Origin of the sequence: Streptococcus handemini (assembly GCF_040984445.1) — a bacterium.
In the GTDB taxonomy this organism is placed as follows: domain Bacteria; phylum Bacillota; class Bacilli; order Lactobacillales; family Streptococcaceae; genus Streptococcus; species Streptococcus handemini.
Genome location: NZ_JBFRYH010000048.1, coordinates 1 through 17,782 on the forward strand (window position 1 = coordinate 1; position 17,782 = coordinate 17,782).

Annotated in this window: 14 protein-coding genes, 3 tRNA genes and 1 pseudogene; 2 read left to right on the forward strand and 16 right to left on the reverse strand. The window is 42.4% G+C overall.

Features of this window, described 5'->3' with window-relative positions; translation table 11 throughout:
* Nucleotides 1-108, forward strand: a pseudogene (locus ABPH35_RS07830) (IS30 family transposase); the annotation flags it as partial.
* 97 nt (nucleotides 109-205) lie between these two features.
* Here ABPH35_RS07830 and brnQ read toward each other — a convergent pair.
* From brnQ to parE, 16 genes are all read right to left on the reverse strand, one after another.
* A complete protein-coding gene (brnQ, locus tag ABPH35_RS07835; RefSeq protein ID WP_349989212.1) occupies nucleotides 206-1,531 on the reverse strand; it encodes a branched-chain amino acid transport system II carrier protein in 1,326 nt (441 codons plus the stop codon).
* A gap of 44 nt (nucleotides 1,532-1,575) precedes the next feature.
* Entirely contained in the window at nucleotides 1,576-2,790 is a 1,215-nt protein-coding gene (gene thiI, locus ABPH35_RS07840) for a tRNA uracil 4-sulfurtransferase ThiI (protein ID WP_349989211.1), read from the reverse strand.
* Nucleotides 2,791-2,801: 11 nt separating this feature from the next.
* Nucleotides 2,802-3,944: a cysteine desulfurase family protein gene (locus tag ABPH35_RS07845; RefSeq protein ID WP_349989210.1), complete on the reverse strand. Its 1,143-nt coding sequence runs from the start codon at nucleotides 3,942-3,944 to the stop codon at nucleotides 2,802-2,804.
* 100 nt (nucleotides 3,945-4,044) lie between these two features.
* Nucleotides 4,045-5,073: a threonine aldolase family protein gene (locus ABPH35_RS07850; protein ID WP_349989209.1), complete on the reverse strand. Its 1,029-nt coding sequence runs from the start codon at nucleotides 5,071-5,073 to the stop codon at nucleotides 4,045-4,047.
* A 67-nt stretch (nucleotides 5,074-5,140) separates the two neighbouring features.
* A tRNA-Arg gene (locus tag ABPH35_RS07855) sits at nucleotides 5,141-5,212 on the reverse strand.
* 36 nt (nucleotides 5,213-5,248) lie between these two features.
* Complete coding sequence (rpsA, locus tag ABPH35_RS07860; RefSeq protein WP_349989207.1) at nucleotides 5,249-6,454, reverse strand: 30S ribosomal protein S1; 1,206 nt, start codon at nucleotides 6,452-6,454, stop codon at nucleotides 5,249-5,251.
* A 120-nt stretch (nucleotides 6,455-6,574) separates the two neighbouring features.
* Nucleotides 6,575-6,646 (reverse strand) — tRNA-Gln (locus ABPH35_RS07865).
* A gap of 308 nt (nucleotides 6,647-6,954) precedes the next feature.
* Nucleotides 6,955-7,035, reverse strand: a tRNA-Tyr gene (locus ABPH35_RS07870).
* A gap of 51 nt (nucleotides 7,036-7,086) precedes the next feature.
* A complete protein-coding gene (locus ABPH35_RS07875; protein ID WP_349989206.1) occupies nucleotides 7,087-7,320 on the reverse strand; it encodes a DUF2969 domain-containing protein in 234 nt (77 codons plus the stop codon).
* Nucleotides 7,321-7,377: 57 nt separating this feature from the next.
* Nucleotides 7,378-8,448 carry a branched-chain amino acid aminotransferase gene (locus ABPH35_RS07880; RefSeq protein WP_349989205.1) on the reverse strand — a complete coding sequence of 357 codons (1,071 nt, stop codon included), beginning with the start codon at nucleotides 8,446-8,448 and terminating at the stop codon, nucleotides 7,378-7,380.
* A gap of 78 nt (nucleotides 8,449-8,526) precedes the next feature.
* Nucleotides 8,527-10,977: a DNA topoisomerase IV subunit A gene (gene parC, locus ABPH35_RS07885; protein WP_349989203.1), complete on the reverse strand. Its 2,451-nt coding sequence runs from the start codon at nucleotides 10,975-10,977 to the stop codon at nucleotides 8,527-8,529.
* A gap of 71 nt (nucleotides 10,978-11,048) precedes the next feature.
* Entirely contained in the window at nucleotides 11,049-11,657 is a 609-nt protein-coding gene (gene fic / locus ABPH35_RS07890) for a protein adenylyltransferase Fic (protein ID WP_349989202.1), read from the reverse strand.
* A 71-nt stretch (nucleotides 11,658-11,728) separates the two neighbouring features.
* Nucleotides 11,729-12,145 carry a hypothetical protein gene (locus tag ABPH35_RS07895; RefSeq protein WP_405054569.1) on the reverse strand — a complete coding sequence of 139 codons (417 nt, stop codon included), beginning with the start codon at nucleotides 12,143-12,145 and terminating at the stop codon, nucleotides 11,729-11,731.
* Between the two features lie 98 nt (nucleotides 12,146-12,243).
* The gene (locus ABPH35_RS07900) at nucleotides 12,244-12,870 is read right to left on the reverse strand and encodes a restriction endonuclease subunit S (RefSeq protein ID WP_368849699.1); all 627 of its coding nucleotides are present in this window, start codon (nucleotides 12,868-12,870) and stop codon (nucleotides 12,244-12,246) included.
* Nucleotides 12,871-12,878: 8 nt separating this feature from the next.
* Entirely contained in the window at nucleotides 12,879-14,897 is a 2,019-nt protein-coding gene (locus tag ABPH35_RS07905; protein ID WP_349989198.1) for an HsdM family class I SAM-dependent methyltransferase, read from the reverse strand.
* Between the two features lie 3 nt (nucleotides 14,898-14,900).
* On the reverse strand, nucleotides 14,901-16,844 hold the full coding sequence (gene parE / locus ABPH35_RS07910; protein WP_368849700.1) for a DNA topoisomerase IV subunit B: 1,944 nt from the start codon (nucleotides 16,842-16,844) through the stop codon (nucleotides 14,901-14,903).
* 148 nt (nucleotides 16,845-16,992) lie between these two features.
* On the opposite strand from parE, the gene plsY reads away from it, so the two are divergent.
* A complete protein-coding gene (gene plsY / locus ABPH35_RS07915; RefSeq protein WP_349989196.1) occupies nucleotides 16,993-17,637 on the forward strand; it encodes a glycerol-3-phosphate 1-O-acyltransferase PlsY in 645 nt (214 codons plus the stop codon).
* Nucleotides 17,638-17,782 lie beyond the last annotated feature (145 nt).

Here is a 17,782-nt window from a genome sequence, read left to right on the forward strand (position 1 = left end):
AAAAATGCGACGCAACAACAAGTCGCATTTATTGAAAACTGGATTAACAACTATCCAAAGAAGATATTGGGTTACAAATCTCCTAGAGAATTTTTACAGACTGGCTAACTTGAACTTGAAATTTAGCGTGAATGAAGGAAAACAGATACCATAGCTCCCTTGGTTGTTTTCGTTTTTTAGCTATCGTTGCACAATGATCTCTTTTTTATAGTTCAAACTCTTCACTTTCTTGTTTATGTGGTAAGAAAAGAGAGAGGGCAATCCCTGCAATAGCTGGCAGCAACCAAGCTAAAGATTGAGCTCCTAGCGGAAGATTTGCAAAGAAGGTGCTAATACTGGTCCACTCCATTTTCCCAGCGAGGACTTCCAAAAGTGACATAAACAATACAATCCCTACTGTCAAGCGCATGCCGTGTATGGAAAGCGGAAAGAATTTATTAGCTATAATAATCAAGACAATGCAAATCGTAATCGGATATAAGACCAATAATACCGGTACGGAGTAGGCAATAATCTTCGTTAATCCAAGATTTGCAATGGCAAATCCTATCAGAGTAAAGACAGTTGCATAAACTTTGTAAGAAAGTTGTGGAAAGCGTCCTGCGAAAAATTCGCCTGTCGATACAATCAAGCCTACCGTCGTTGTAAAGCAGGTCACAGTCACCATCAAGGCTAGGAAAATTTGAGCAACTGGTCCAAAAATTTGTTGTGTTGCTTGTGACAAAATATAAACACCCTTATTGGCATCCGAAGCCATTATATCCGCTGGTACAGGGAAATGATTTCCAAGATAAGCAAGGCCGATATATAAGATGCTAAACGCCACTGCCACTAAAATACCGACAATCCAAATCGTTGTCATATACTCTTTTTTGCTCGATAGGCCAAATTGCTTCAATGTATTGACCGCAATAACGCTAAAGGCGACCGAAGCTAAGGCATCCAAGGTGTTATAACCTTCGATAAATCCTGTTCCAAAGGCTTTTCCAGCCGTATAAGTCTCACTAGCTGGCAAAGGGGGATTGGTTCCAAATTTGAAAATGCCCATCACTACTAAAACGATAATTAATAGGGCAAAAACAGGAGTTAAGAGGCGCCCAATGCTATCCAAAATCTTTGATGGACGTAAAGCGATGGCGTAAGCCGCTAAGAAATAGAGCAACGTAAAAACAAGAAGCGCTAAAGCGTTTCCTCCATCACTCAGCAAAGGAGCAATTCCCATATCAAATGATGTTGCTGCCGTCCGTGGAATCGCAAAAAAGGGCCCAATCGCCAAATAAAGCGCTACGAGATAAACTGTCGCAAACAGCGGAGAGATTTTCCGTGAAATCTCATGAACATACCCTTTAGGATTTAAGGTTCCGATAATCAATGTTAAGACCGCAATTCCTACTCCCGATACAACGAATCCTGCTACTGCAGGCCAAAATTGATCCCCTGATAAAGCTCCCAAAGAGGGCGGAAAAATTAAATTTGCCGCACCAAAAAATATTCCAAACAGGAGTAACCCTGTTAATGCACCTTTTTTCATAAAACTCCTTCTATCTGACAAATATCGTATTTGTTAAACGCGTTCTACAACAAATCGCTAATCAAATCATCGACTTCATCTTTTTCTGCCTGAGGGGTAATTTCTGTCACCATAATACCACTAACCGCTCTCTCTACCAGTCCCTCTACATCCAAGCGGCTTTCGTACTGATCGACATTTTTAATCTTAGGATTGGTCTTTGGACGGTCCGGTGCAAAAATAGTACAGCAATCTTCAAAAGGCTGAATGGAAATCTCAAAGGTATCAATTTTCTCCGCAATATCAATGATTTCTAGCTTGTCCATGGTCACAACTGGACGGATGACAGGGGTATTGGTCACAGCGTTAATGGCCTGCATACTTTCCAAGGTCTGACTAGCCACTTGTCCTAGACTTTCTCCATTGATGATCACAAGGCCACCACGTTCTTCACGAATACGGTCGGTAATCCGCATCATGAAACGACGAGTCAGAGTCATCAGATAGGCTTCAGGCGCCTTGGCTTTAATTTCTTCTTGGATTTCAGTAAATGGAACTTCGATAAACTGGATATTGCCACCAAACTTGGTCAGTTTCCGCGTCAAATCCTGCGCTTTTTTGAGCGCACCTGGACTGGTATAAGGAGGACTAGCAAAATGCACTGCTTCAATATCCACACCGCGTTTAAGAGCTAAATAACCAGCTACTGGCGAATCAATTCCTCCAGACAGCATGAGCATCCCCTTGCCAGATGTTCCGACAGGAAGCCCGCCCGCCCCACGAATGGTTTCGTAGGAAATATAGGCAGCTTCAGAGCGAATTTCCACTCTCAACTCAATGTCTGGCGCCTTCATCATGACTTGAACATGAGGAATGGCCTCAAAAACGGCATTTCCCAAGGTTTGATTAAGCTCACGGCTATCCAGTTCAAAGCCATGGTCGCTCCGCTTGCTGGATACCTTGAAGGTCATGCCTTCTTGGTAGATTTCCGTCATAATTTCTTGCACCGCTGCAACCAAGGCTGGAACGGATTTCTCAATCTTATAAGACGGAGAAAAATTTTGAATTCCGAAAATCTGTTTGAGGCTTTCAGCGACTGGCTTATAGTCTGTCCCGTGGAGATAGACATGGGCTCGATCGCGATCGGCCATGACTTTCACTGCTGGATATATGGATAAGACATCCTGTATATTATTTCTGAGTTTGTTGATAAACCGCATCCGATTTTTGCCTTTGGTAGACAATTCTCCGTAGCGAATCATAATTTCTGAATACTGCATGCTTTCTCTTTCTATCTTACTTTTCTCGTTTGTTCATAAATGATTTTAAAGGTCGTCAGTACCTGCTCTATTTGACTCATATCATTTTCCAAATCCAAACTCATGCGAACAGCTGTTGTTGCAAGCTGAGATTGAACCCCCATGGATAAAAGTGTTCCAGCGGGTTTTCCAGCCTTTGACGAGCAGGCCGAGGTCGTTGAAACATAGATACCATACTCCTCAAAGGCATGGACTAAGACCTCTCCCCGAACTCCTTTGAGACCGAAGGTCAGAATATGCGGTGCAAACTGGTCTTTACCTGAAAAAATCCGAATGTCTTCATAGGCAGATAATCCTTGAAGCAAGACTTGCTTCATCTGACTGGTTTTTTGGGCAAAAGCTTCCTGCCGCTCCATCGCTAGTCGAAGAGCCCTAGCTGTCGCTGCAATCCCTGCCAGGTTTTCAGTCGTGGAGCGCTTATCTACTTCCTGACCGCCACCTGTTAGAAGCGGTGTAATTTTCTTACCATTTTTGATATAGGTAAAGCCGACACCTCGAACACCGTGGAATTTATGGCTAGAAAAAGTCGCAAAATCAACACGGTCGGTCAGATAGTTTACGGTCGGAATCTTAGCCAAGGCCTGTACAGCATCTACATGAAAGGAAATGGTGGGCTTGTCTTTGAGCAAGTCTGAAATAGCTTGAATGGGCTGGATGGAACCAATCTCGTTATTGACAGCCATGACAGAAACTAAAATCGTATCAGGCCGCAGTAGTGTAGTCAATTTCTCCACATCAACAAAACCTTGCTGATCAACAGGTGCAAAATCGACGTCAAACCCTTGCGTTTTCAACCAAAGTGCCGATTCCTTAACCGCAGGATGTTCAATATCAGACACAATAATGTGCTTGCCAAATTGTGCCTTTTCAAAGGCAACACCCTTGATAATCCAGTTATCTCCTTCAGTGCCACCAGAGGTGAAAAAAATCTCCTGAGGCAGAACGCCAAGTAAGTCTGCAATTTGCTTCCTAGAAGCCTGTAAGATTCGGGTTGCTTGACTGCCCAGCTTATGTAAACTGGACGGATTACCCCAAATCTTAGTGGCAACTTCTGTATAGGTCGCAAGAGCCTCAGGATAAGGACGCGTGGTCGCCGCATTATCTAAATAAATCATCTACTATCCATCCTCATTTTATCTATCATACCATTATACCAAATTTTAGAGCTTGAGAGATAGAAAAACTCTGTTGTGACAGAGCTTTTCACTATGAATCCTACAAGACCTGCGCCAAAGCATTGATATCTTCCTGAGTAGTCGACCAGCTGGTAGCTAGGCGGATAATGGTATCGGTATCATCATACTTTTCCCAAAAACCGTAGCAAATACCTGCTTTATCCAGCCTTCCCATTTCCTCATTAGTTACCAATAAAAACTGCTGATTGGTCGGGGATTTGAGATAAAAGCGGTAGTTTTTTTCTTCTAGTAAGACAATCAGCTGCTCTGCCATTTCAATCGCATGCGTCCCCAACTGCACATACAAATCATCTGTAAAGAAACGGTCAAACTGGACACCTGTCAAACGGCCCTTTGCCAGAAGGGCGCCATGTTGTTTGACAATGGTCGTAAAACGCTTGGGTTGATTCATTTTTGTAAAGACAACGGCTTCTCCCATCAATGCCCCCATTTTTGTACCACCGATAGAAAAGACATCTGTCAATTCTGCAATCGTTGGCAAATCAAGGTCTGTCGAACGTGCTGCTAATCCATAGCCCAGACGCGCACCGTCTAAGAAGAGTGGAATCTGATAGTCCTTACAAACCGTTGCTAAATCAGTTAGCTCCTCTTTGCTATAGAGAGTTCCGTATTCTGTTGGATGCGAGATGTATACCATTCCTGGAAGGACCATGTGCTCTTGATTGGCATCTGCATAAAAACTTTCCAACAAGTGACGGACAGCGCTTGCTTGAACCTTTCCATTCTGATGAGGTACTGTCAATACCTTGTGGCCTGAAAATTCAATCGCTCCAGCCTCATGGACTGCAATATGCCCAGTGTCTGCTGCTATAACGCCCTCGTAGGAAGCTAAGAGGGCATCAATCACCACTTGATTGGTCTGAGTGCCTCCTGTCAAAAAGGTAATCTCGGCCTGAGGACACATTGTTGCCTGTCGAATTTTCTCGCTGGCTCGATGACTATACTCATCTGTGCCATAGCCCGATAAGCCCAAATCATTCGTTGAAACAAGAGCCTCCAATAGTGCAGGATGTGCTCCCTTATTATAATCATTTTCAAAATGTAGCATCACTTCTCCTTATCTAGCTATAAATGAGAAAAAAGCCTTCCAAATCAAGGCTTTTCGTGTTATGTAATCCGTCCTGAGGGAATCGAACCCCCATCTCAAGAACCGGAATCTTACGTGATATCCATTACACTAAGGACGGCAAGAGAATGACTTGCTTTTCGCAAGTCATTCAACATTACAACTCAATGTCACCGAAAAGGTCAGCCATTGAGAATCCAGTTTGAGTTTCTGGAAGTTCAAAATCACGTTTTTCTTGACGTTTTGGACGACGTGGGCGTGATTCACGTTTTTCAGCTTTTTCTTCGCCTTCAGCTGCAGCTGGACGTTCTTCCAAAGCCTTGATAGAAAGTGATACACGCTCATCCGCAGCGTTTACTTCAAGAACCTTAACTGTTACATCTTGACCAACTGTAAGTGCATCTTTTGGATTTTCAACACGTTTGTGTGAAATTTGTGAGATATGTACAAGTCCATCAATTCCTGGCAATACTTCTACGAAAGCACCGAAGTCAGTTAGACGTTTTACTTTACCTTCAATAACATCACCAGCAGCTAATTTTTGCTCAACGCCGTCCCATGGTCCAGGTGTTGTAGCTTTCAATGAAAGTGATACACGACCTTCTTCTTCGTCAATCGCAAGAACTTTTACTTCAACTTCGTCACCGACAGTTACAACTGATTTAGGTGATACGTTGCGTTCATGTGACAATTCAGTCAAGTGAACAAGTCCGTCTACACCACCAAGATCGATAAAGGCACCGAAGCTTGTAATACGAGCAACTTTACCTGTTACGTTTTCACCAACAGTCAATTTGCTAAATACTTCTTGACGAGCTGCAGCAGCTGTTTCTTCCACTACATCACGTCGTGACAAGATGAAACGGTTCTCTGCTGGATCAACTTCTTTGATTTTCGCATCAAATTCTTGACCAACAAAACGCTCAGTATTACGAGTGAAACGAGTATCAATCATTGAAGCTGGGATAAATCCACGTAATCCTTCAAATTCAACTGACAAGCCACCTTTTACTGCGCGAGTTACTTTAACAGTAACAACTTCATCTTCGCGTCCAACAAGTTTGTCCCATGCTTTGCGTGCTTCCAAACGCTTTTTCGATACAAGATAGGTAACAGTGTCTGTATCTTTACCAACGACTTGGCGAAGTACAAGCAATTCAAGCGTTTCACCAACTTTAACTAGTTCGTTGATGTCAGCTTCACGGTCGTTTGTCAACTCACGAAGAGTTAGGACACCTTCAACACCCGTTCCAGAAATAGCTACATTTGCTTGACCAGCATCTACTGTCAATACTTCTGCAGTTACTACATCACCAGGTGCAACTTCACTTACACTGTTCAACAAATCTTCAAATTCGTTCATTATAAAAAAACCTCCGACAATCAAGTCTCTCGACTCAACATAAAATATATTTTATTAAGGCACACGCAAGGACAAACAAAAGAGCATCTTTGACGAATTAGGAACTTCCTAATACCTTGACTGGGGTAGCTGGATTCGAACCAACGCATGAGGGAGTCAAAGTCCCTTGCCTTACCGCTTGGCTATACCCCAATGTAGATACCTACTATCCAGTTCATTTAGAACTGAACTCGTGCTAAATCCCTAGTGAAAAAGAGACGCAACTGTTCCGGTTTTAATCGGATTACAGATGTGGCTACCTTTAGGTACAGACTTCCTTGAGTCTAAAGACTCAGCGTCACTCTTCTATTTTCATACGGGATTTTTAACGCACTCGTATCCTATCTAATTGAACACGACCTGAAATTTCGGAAAAAAAGATAAATTGTCTCTTGAACAATGTTCAATTCGCCAATTTCCTATTTTTTCTGTCAATTTCCGCGGTCTTTGTATCTTAGATATGGAGAGAGAGGGATTCGAACCCCCGAACCCGAAGGAGCGGATTTACAGTCCGCCGCGTTTAGCCTCTTCGCTATCTCTCCAAAGTACCGATAGTGACTATTCTATCATAAACTAGTCACCATTACAAGAGGTTAGTGGTGCAAATTGTAATTTTCAATCACATTTCCGACTGCTTTTTCGAGTTTTTTATAGAAACTTTCTGTATTTCCGCTTTTTACAACTGCAAAATGGTGTTCTGCCAATTCCGCAATCTCACCAATTACCTTTTTACCAATGGTTAAGGTATAGCCAGGAAACGTTTCACCATTGACTTGAACATTACTTTCTTCTAGTTGGATTTCAATTTTTTTATCTTTTTTACTCATATCAAACCTCACTTTCTCCATTGTACACAAAAAGAATAGAGCTTGCAAGTGCAAGCCCTAGTTTTCATCCACTTTTACAATCCATCCTGCTGGCGCTTCAATATCACCAAATTGGATACCTGTTAGTTCTTCATAAAGCCTACGGGTAACGGGCCCCACTTCTGTTTCGCTATAGAATACATGGAAGTCTTCTCCGTGCTGTACACCACCAATTGGAGAGATTACAGCAGCTGTTCCACAGGCACCTGCTTCGATAAATTCTGGCAATTCATCGACCCAGACCTCGCGCTCGACTGCTTTCATCCCTAAGCGGTGTTCTGCCAGGTACAAGAGAGAATATTTTGTGATAGACGGTAGGATGGAAGGACTAATTGGCGTGACAAATTCGTTGTTTTTGGTAATCCCAAAGAAATTGGCAGAGCCGACTTCCTCAATCTTAGTATGGGTCGCTGGATCAAGATAAATCACATCTGAAAAACCTTTTTCCTTAGCATACTGACCCGGTAAAAGAGAGGCCGCATAATTCCCACCGACTTTTGCTGCACCTGTTCCGTGAGGCGCTGCACGGTCATATTGATCTTGAATGAGAAAATTAGTTGGAGCAAGTCCGCCCTTGAAATAGTTCCCAACTGGCATGGCAAAGACGGTAAAGATATATTCCTCGGCTGGCTTCACACCAATAATATCCCCAACACCAATCAACAATGGACGTAGATAAAGCGTTCCACCTGTTCCGTAGGGAGGTACGTAATCGCTATTTGCCCTCGCTACTGCTTTACAGGCCTCTACGAACATCTCAGTCGGCACCTGGGGCATGAGAAGACGATCAGCAGTCCGTTGCAAGCGCTCAGCATTTTGGTCCGGACGGAAAAGTTGGATAGAACCGTCCTTGGTCCGATAAGCCTTTAAGCCCTCAAAAGCTTGCTGCCCGTAGTGAAGGGCAGGCGATGATTCAGAGAGATGAAGAGTCTCATCTTCTGTCAGGCTTCCTTCATTCCATTTTCCGTCATTATAAGTTGCAAGATAACGATAGGGTAATTTCATATAGGAAAATCCAAGATTTTCCCAGTCCAGTGATACGGTCATAGGCTTCTCCTTTTTAACTCTGTGCTTACTATTGTACACCATTTTTCTAGATTTTCAAGTAGTGTTTTCAATTTTCAGATAATTTCATCTAAAGAAAAACCAGCACAAGGCTGATTTTCCTTATACGATATAAGCATCGCTCACTTCTTCATCAGAAATAGTATCTGAAATAAAGCTGCCATTGCTAGTGCGTTCTGAGAAGGAAAGGTCTGAAAGGTTGATTTCGTATACTTGAGCTGTGTTCGAAATGACTTTCAAGATTTGGCTTTCTTCTGGGGTTTCACCTTGGTGGAACAAGTCAACCTCAATTGCTTCTCCTTGAACAATCCCCGCAACAAAGACACGGTGCGGTTTGGCCTTCAATTCACGCAGAACCTGCAAGCCTCGGTTGGCACGGCTCGTTGCTGGAATCTCCTCAACTGCTACTTTTTTCAGCGCTCCACGCTGGGTCAAGAGATAGAAGGCCTTGCTGGATACAAGGAAGGCTGCAACCACGGTATCATCCCCTTTTAGATTAATCGCCTTGACACCTGCTGCCTTAGCTCCCACAACTGGTACTTCTTCGCTGTTAAAGCGCAGTGCATAGCCATTTCTTGTGATAATCATGACATCTTCGAGCTGAACAGGGGTGACCAAAAGGACTTGGTCCTCATCGTTTTTTAATTTGGCAAATTTAAGGGATTTCGACTTGTAGGTTCGCCAAGGGCTGAACTCACTGCGCTCGACACGCTTGATTTGACCCATTTTCGTCGCGGCAATATAGACACCTGCATCAAAATTATCTACTAATTCCGCATAGATGATTTCTTCACGAACTTCAAAATTAGAAATCGTCTGGCTGAGGTGTTCGCCGATTTCTTTCCACTTGATATCAGACAACTCGTGGACAGGTCGATAAATGACATTGCCAAGATTCGTGAACAGCAAGAGTTGCTGGGTAGTCTTTGCTACACTCATAAAGACCAAGCGATCATCGTCACGCTTGCCGATTTCTTCCACTGTTGAAGCCGCAAAGGAACGAGGGCTGGTGCGTTTGATGTAGCCTGCCTTGGTAATGCTCACATAGGTTTCTTCTTCCACCACAAGGCTCGCTGTATCGATTTCAATGGTCTTAGCCGTATCTTGCAATTCACTAAGGCGCGGATTGCCAAATTTCTTTTTGACTTCACGGAGTTCTTTTTTCATGAGGTTGTACATAGTACGCTCATCGCCGATAATAGCAGCCAAGTAGGCAATTTGCTCGCGGAGCTCTGCTTCTTCTTCCTCAAGAACCACAACGTCGGTATTGGTCAAGCGATAGAGCTGCAAGGTCACAATCGCTTCTGCTTGCTCCTCAGTAAACTCATAGCTGATTTTGAGATTTTCCTTAGCATCCGATTTGTTTTCACTGGCACGAATCAGGGCGATAACTTCATCCAAGATGGAAATCACCCGAATCAAGCCCTCAACAATGTGGAGGCGTTTTTCAGCCTTGGCCTTGTCAAAACGGCTGCGGGCCAAGATAACTTCTTTGCGGTGGGCAATATAGCTCGTCAAAATCGGCACAATCCCAACCTGACGCGGAGTGAAATGATCAATTGCCACCATGTTGAAATTATAGTTGACCTGTAAATCCGTGTATTTGAAGAGATAATTCAAAATCAAGTCACGATTGGCCTCTTTTTTTAGTTCAATAGCAATTCGTAAGCCCGTCCGGTCGGATTCATCGCGAACTTCCGCAATCCCTGCCACCTTATTATTGACCCGCACATCGTCAATCTTTTTGACTAGAACAGACTTGTTGATTTCATAAGGAATCTCGGTGACAACAATCTGCTCCTTGCCACCTTTTAGCTGCTCGATTTCGGTCTTAGACCGCACAACCACACGCCCTTTTCCCGTTTCGTAGGCTTTCTTGATTTCATCACGCCCTTGGATAATGGCTCCTGTAGGAAAATCAGGTCCTGGCAAGAATTCCATGAGCTTGTCCACCTTGGCCGATGGATGATCAATCATGTAAATGGCTGCATCGATGACCTCTGAGAGATTGTGGGGCGGAATGTCCGTTGCATATCCTGCAGAAATCCCTGTCGCCCCATTGACCAAGAGATTTGGAAAGGCAGCAGGTAGAACGGTCGGCTCTTTTTCTGTATCGTCAAAGTTCCAAGCGAAAGGCACGGTTTTCTTTTCGATATCCTCTAGCAAAAAGCCTGCCATTTCAGATAAACGTGCCTCGGTATACCGCATGGCCGCAGGGGGGTCCCCGTCCATAGAACCATTGTTTCCGTGCATTTCGACTAAAATCTCACGGTTTTTCCAGTCCTGACTCATGCGGACCATGGCATCGTAAATAGACGAATCCCCATGCGGATGGAAATTCCCCATGATATTTCCGACAGACTTGGCTGATTTTCGATAGGCTTTATCAAAGGTATTGCCATCCTTATTCATCGAATAAAGAATCCGCCGCTGCACGGGTTTCAAGCCGTCGCGAATGTCTGGCAATGCACGCTCCTGAATAATGTATTTGGAGTAGCGCCCAAAACGCTCTCCCATAATGTCCTCAAGAGACATATTTTGAATGTTACTCATAGTAAGATAGAAGGCTTAGAGCCTATTTGATTCCTTTCCTTAGATTAAAAAGGTATTTATTCTGTTCGTGTTTAAGATGACAGATTTTCCGTTTGATACAAGCTGTACCCTTCGTAGTAATATGAAGCGTCTACTCCCTTGAAAAAAGTAGTTTGATTGAGATTATCCGTCAGAGCATTCAGGAGAAGATATTTGAGTTCACCTGTCGAAACATGGCTACGAATCATAGCGTTAAAATACTCGTCCTTGTCAATCAAATTCCAATCGACAATTTTTCCCAGTTTCTCACGTAGCATACAATCTAACCAAATGCGCATACTTCGGCCATTTCCCTCACGAAAAGGATGGGCAATATTCATATCAGCATACTTATCAACAATTTCATCAAAGGTTTCATGAGGAAGTCGATCAATGTAAGCCAACGATTGCTCAAGAAAAATCCGAGGTGCAAATTGGAAATTATCCTTAGCGATATTAACATCTCGGATTTTTCCTGCAAACTCATAAATTTCTGAAAACAAGGCTGAATGGATAGCCGCCAAACCTTGAAAGGTTCCAATTTCTATTTGAAATAATTGACCCGTTTCAAATAAAAGAGCAGCCTGTTTCTTACTGATTCTCTCTTCAGCTTCTGCTAATCTAGCCGAATCTACTATCCCAAGTTTATTTTCTAAAACCATAATTGCTCACTTTCTGGTTTGTCTCCTTTTTTAAAAGCAGGCCTTTTCACGCCTTCTTCTAAAAAAGGGACTTATCCTGCTATTACCTCTTTGGTTGCTTCAATCTTTTTATCCGTCCATTCGACCAAATCTTTGATGACTAATTTTTCAATAGTTTTGATGAAGTCAAGCATGAAATCGTAGTCCGGCTCCTTGTTTGCATTAGGGAGGGGAATTTCTAACTCATCAGCATCTTTTGCATAAAAGTTACGTGAATAACTAAATTGTCCAGAACTAGAGATATGATGTATACAAGTTGCAACAAACATACTACGATGGCGTTTCAAATGTTCCGTATGAACAACAGCAACATGATCATCTGCTCCATACTTGTACCCACGATACTTAGCAGAACCGAACATATCAATCGTAATAGTATGAGGTTCAAAAACCTCAACACCATTGCCAATATAATCTGAAATGCCCGTTTGATCTTCTCCAGCCGTCACGAATGGCAAACGCCCAACGCACCTATCGGCGCTTTTGAGGCGTTTGCCTCTCGTTGATGGGCCATACAATCGAGAAAGATTGTAACTTCCCCATTCCTCTACTCTACTCTACTCTTAGTATCGGTGAGTTTTGTGAATCTGTCAAGTATTTCTTCATCATTTTTTGTAAGATGATAATCTTTTAGTCCAGTTACTGTTAGATAAGCCTCGAGCGTCTCGATGCGTTCAGCCTCGAGCGCCTTTATGTAGTTTTCCATATACGAAAATGCTATTTTGTTATGAAGTGTAGGAAGAAATACAAAATCATTTTTTATTTTTTGTTTAGATATTGAATTACCCCAACTATACAGTGGTTTTAAAGATTTATATAAAGCAGAAACCATATAAAGTTGGATTAATTTTGTCCTATGCTTTTCATCCTTCAAATACAAAGCAAGATTATGGCTATCATTAGAAAAGTAATCTCTATCTTGGTAACTTATTACCAAAGTTTTACCGCCAATGAAAATAGAATTCCCCTCATCTAACATAGCTTCATCATAATCTATGTAGGTAGATACAGAATTATTATTTTGAGAAGCAGTCACATATGGTATCAAACCACTATTTTCAGTAATCCATGAACTTAAAATATTATGAGTATTCTTAACCTCGAAAATATCTATAATCCTATATTCTCTCCACTCGCCCCCTGCTTTGATGAAGTCGTCTTCTAACTTCCGCAAAGCTGGGCTTAGGCTTTTTTTGAGAAATCTTCTCCTTTTTGTTGGAGGAGTTGGGTGACTTCCCAAGAGAGATAGTCAGCGACCGTTTTCTTGAAGTCCTCTAAGGTTGGCTTGGTGTCAATGATTTGATGTTGTTCAAAGTTCCAGTCATTTCCTTTGTCGGTGATAAAGGCTTCAATATAAGCAGACTCCAAGTCCCAATCCGCCTCTATTTTAGCAAGTTTTCCAGCCTTGTAGATTTTGATAATATCTTGGTAACGTTGAACTGGACTATCTACTTCAGAAACACCACGCTTGGCACGTTTATAGCCATCATTTCTAAAATCAATAAATTTAACCGTTTTCTCAAAGTCATGAGGAGTATGAGCTTCAAAAATATAAATGGATGTTTGTACTCCAGCCATAGGGACAAACAAATCCACAGGCATTTTGATAGAGGCAAGAAGAGTATGCTTGCTCAAGATGGATTTGGCTGTTTTAATGGCTTTTCCCGAACCTGCACTATCTTGGATGATAATCGCACCCAGACCACCCTTTTCCATCTTATCTAAACCATAAGCGATAAAGGGCAAGCCATTTTCCTCATAAGAAAACGGAGGGTTTAGCAAAACACGATTGGCCTTAAAATCAGTAAACAAACTTTCTGGACGATTAAAGGCAGAGCCTTTTTCAATGCGGCTAGAGCCATCCCCACGCAAAATCATATTGGTTGTCGCTAGGGTATACATTTCCGCATTCAACTCAATCCCCAACAGATTGTTTTTCTTGAGATGGTGGATTGACTTATCTGCTTCAGATGTACCTTTTCCAAATTGTTTATAGGTGTCATCGATCATCAGCTCCATTGCTGATATAAGGAAACCTGCTGACCCTGTTGCCAAGTCCATGACCTTGCTATCTTTGTGAATTCCAAGGATTTGTGCCATCATCTTAGTTACATAGGGCGGTGTTAAGACAATTCCAATTTCTTTCCCATCACCAAGGGCATATTTGAGAAATTCAGAATACATCTCTCCCATGATGTCAATATGACCACCTAAACCATCAATGGATTTAAAGATATATTCATAGATAAAGGTAAAAATCTGCTTGGTAACTGATGATTTCCCATCAATCAACTTAGCTACTTCCTTATCATTATCCGCCAGCTCATCTCTCTGACTATCCTTTGATATTTCTCCAAAAGAGGACAACATTAACTTTTTCTTCTCCGAGTCAATCGCTCTCTCATCTAAAAAGGATTCAATTTGATCAACAATTTTCTTGCCATCCCGTTTGGCGTCAGATTGCACACCTTTTAAATCATCTGGAGTTAACCCATCATCAATATGATTGCCATTTATATCGACAATTTCCTGCATAGCTAAAAGCATACCAGACACATAGAGAACACGTTGTGGTGCTGTGATATTATGATTGTGCATCAATCTATTTAACTTTTTAGCATAGGATTGCAAGGTTGCTTGGCTGTCAATGAGAATCTGATGTTTTTCTTCTTCCGTCAGACTAGCTTCTTCGTAAAATGCTGCAAATGATTTCTCATTTTCCAAAAAGTCTAGAGTTGAAACAGATGACATTTCCTTATAGGCATTGGGTGCAGAACCAAAGACATAATAGACATTGATAGCGACATTTTCTTCATTGTCCCCAGCAATCCCAATAGCAATGACTTCACTGTATTTCCCACTATCAATCATACTGCGTGAATAATGAAGCGCCCCATTAACAGCATAAGCACTGATAGACTTGTCATCAAACTTCACACCATCTTTTGTTTTCGCTACCATTTTTGATAATTTTAGTTTATCTTCGATGATAATCGGCAATTTATACTTTTCCATATGAAAATCTGGTTTGCCAAAATTGGTTTTAGTAGCTGTTTTAGCAGAGCCTTCAAGTGCTACTTTCAAATACTCACTCATCGCAGACTCTTCATTATAGTCTTGGTGTTTCTTTAAGCCAATCCGTGCAAATTGACTTTTCACCCAATCATTGACATCTGTTTCTAATTTCCAATCCATTTTCATCTCCTAGAATATCGTCGCTTCTTCCAAGGTAAACCGAACGTTATCTTCAATCCATTTGCGGCGTGGCTCTACTTTGTCTCCCATGAGGACAGAAACACGGCGTTCAGCTCGTGCTAAATCCTCAATAGTCACGCGAATCAGCGTGCGGGTATCAGGATTCATGGTGGTTTCCCAGAGTTGATCTGCATTCATTTCCCCAAGTCCTTTGTAGCGCTGTAAGTTGGCCCCCTTACCAAAATCCTTGCGGAGTTGCTCGAGCTCATTGTCTGACCACGCATAGGCAATTTTTTCCTGCTTGCCCTTTCCTTTACTCATCTTGTAAAGAGGCGGTAACGCAATATAGACTTTTCCAGCCTCCACTAAGGGGCGCATATAGCGGTAAAAGAAGGTCAGAAGAAGAGTCTGAATGTGGGCACCATCGGTATCCGCATCGGTCATGATGATGATCTTGTCATAATTGGCATCTTCCAGATTAAAGTCAGAACCGACACCCGCTCCAATGGTATAGATCATGGTATTGATTTCTTCGTTTTTAAGGATATCTGCCATTTTAGCCTTGGCAGTATTGATGACCTTGCCTCGAAGAGGCAGAATAGCTTGGAATTTGCGGTCTCGCCCTTGTTTGGCAGAACCGCCGGCTGAATCTCCCTCAACCAGATAGAGTTCATTTTTGGCTGCATTTTTGGACTGGGCTGGAGTTAATTTCCCTGATAAGAGGCCCTTGTCTTTCTTGTTTTTCTTGCCATTTCGGCTTTCATCTCGAGCTTTGCGTGCTGCTTCTCTGGCATCTCTTGCCCGAATCGCCTTGCGAATGAGATTGGAAGCTAATTCGCCATTTTCCAAAAGAAAGAAGGTCAATTTTTCAGATACGATACTATCAACTGCTGGGCGAGCCAAGGGACTACCTAACTTGTCCTTGGTCTGTCCTTCAAACTGCAAATGCTCCTCCGGTACCAAGATAGACAAGACAGCTGCTAGACCTTCGCGGTAGTCTGACCCTTCCAAGTTTTTGTCCTTTTCCTTGAGAAGGCCTGTTTTTCTAGCATAGTCATTCATAGCCTTGGTAATCGCAGACTTTAGCCCTGTTTCATGCGTTCCGCCGTCTTTGGTACGAACGTTGTTGACAAAGGAAAGAATATTGTCTGAATAGCCATCATTGTATTGAAGTGCCACTTCAACTTGAAATCCACTTTCTTCTCCATCGAAATAAAGAACAGGTGTCAAGGTTTCCTTGTCTTCATTTAGATAGCTAACGAAATCCTGCACCCCGTTTTCATAGTGGAATTGGCTTTCTTCACCTGTCCGCTCATCAAGCAGGGTTAAGGTGACTTGTTTTAAGAGAAAGGCAGACTCGTTTAAGCGCTCAGCAATGGTATTGTACTTGAAATCCGTCGTTGAAAAAATACTGCTATCTGGCATAAAACGAACCTTGGTTCCAGACTTAGACTTAGGAGCTGTCCCAACCTTATCAAGACCTGTTACAGGCTTACCACCATTTTCAAAACGCTGACGATAAATCGCTCCATCACGGGTAATCTCGACTTCAAGCCAGCTAGATAGGGCATTTACCACAGAAGAGCCTACACCATGCAAGCCTCCTGAAGTCTTATAACCACCCTGACCGAATTTTCCTCCAGCATGGAGCACGGTAAAAATAACTTCGACGGTTGGAATCCCCATGGCATGCATGCCGACAGGCATTCCCCGTCCATGGTCAGATACGCTCAAACTTCCGTCTTTGTGAATGGTGACGTCAATCTTGTCACCGAATCCAGATAGGGCTTCATCGACTGCATTGTCCACGATTTCCCAAACCAAATGATGTAGTCCTGCTCCATCGGTTGAACCGATATACATTCCGGGACGTTTGCGGACCGCATCCAACCCTTCTAAGACCTGAATCGCATCGTCATTGTAATTGTTAATATTGATTTCCTTTTTTGCCACAAGGAACCTCCTGTGTTGTTCATCCTTACTATCTTACAGGTTTTTTCCTATTTTTGCAAATGGCGGTAGCTTTCCGCTGTCACATTTTTCTTATTTTATTTTGGTTTATCTCATAGGTCGTTGAGACATTTCATGGTATAATGGGAATATGATGAAAACGATACTATTTTTATTGATTGCTTACTTATTAGGCTCGATTCCTTCCGGCTTATGGATTGGTCAGGTCTTTTTCCGAAAAAATATCCGCGAATACGGTTCAGGAAATATTGGAACAACCAATACCTTTCGAGTCTTAGGCAAACAGGCTGGTATTGCAGTCTTTATATTGGATTTTCTAAAAGGGACTTTGGCTGTCCTTCTCCCTATCTGGCTTCATGTCGAAGGGCTTTCTCCAGTCATCTTTGGCCTCGTTGCCGTTTTAGGTCATACCTTTCCAATCTTTGCCCAATTTAAGGGGGGAAAGGCCGTTGCAACATCTGCAGGTATGCTAATGGGATTTGCTCCTCTCTTCTGTTTCTACCTCATTCTCGTTTTTGCAGTCACACTTTACCTAACATCAATGGTATCCTTATCAAGTGTCATCGGGGCAATCCTTGGTATGGTCGGAGCTCTGTTGTTTCCAAGTATTGGCTTTCTCATTCCTGACTACGACCTTGTCTTTACACTTGTTATTCTCTTTTTAGGTAGCTTTGTCATCGTGCGACACAAGGAAAATATTGAGCGTATTCTCAAGAAAGAAGAAAATCTAGTCCCTTGGGGATTGAATCTAACCAGACAAAAGCAAAAAATCTAAGGATATAATATCCTTAGATTAGACCGAAGACAAACTAGTCGAGAGTCTGGTTTGTCTTTTTGTTTTCTGTTTTATTTTGAAAAAAAATAGTCTAGTAGAGTGGTTTAGGGCAAAATAAAAAGGCCTTCCCGCCATCAGTTTGACC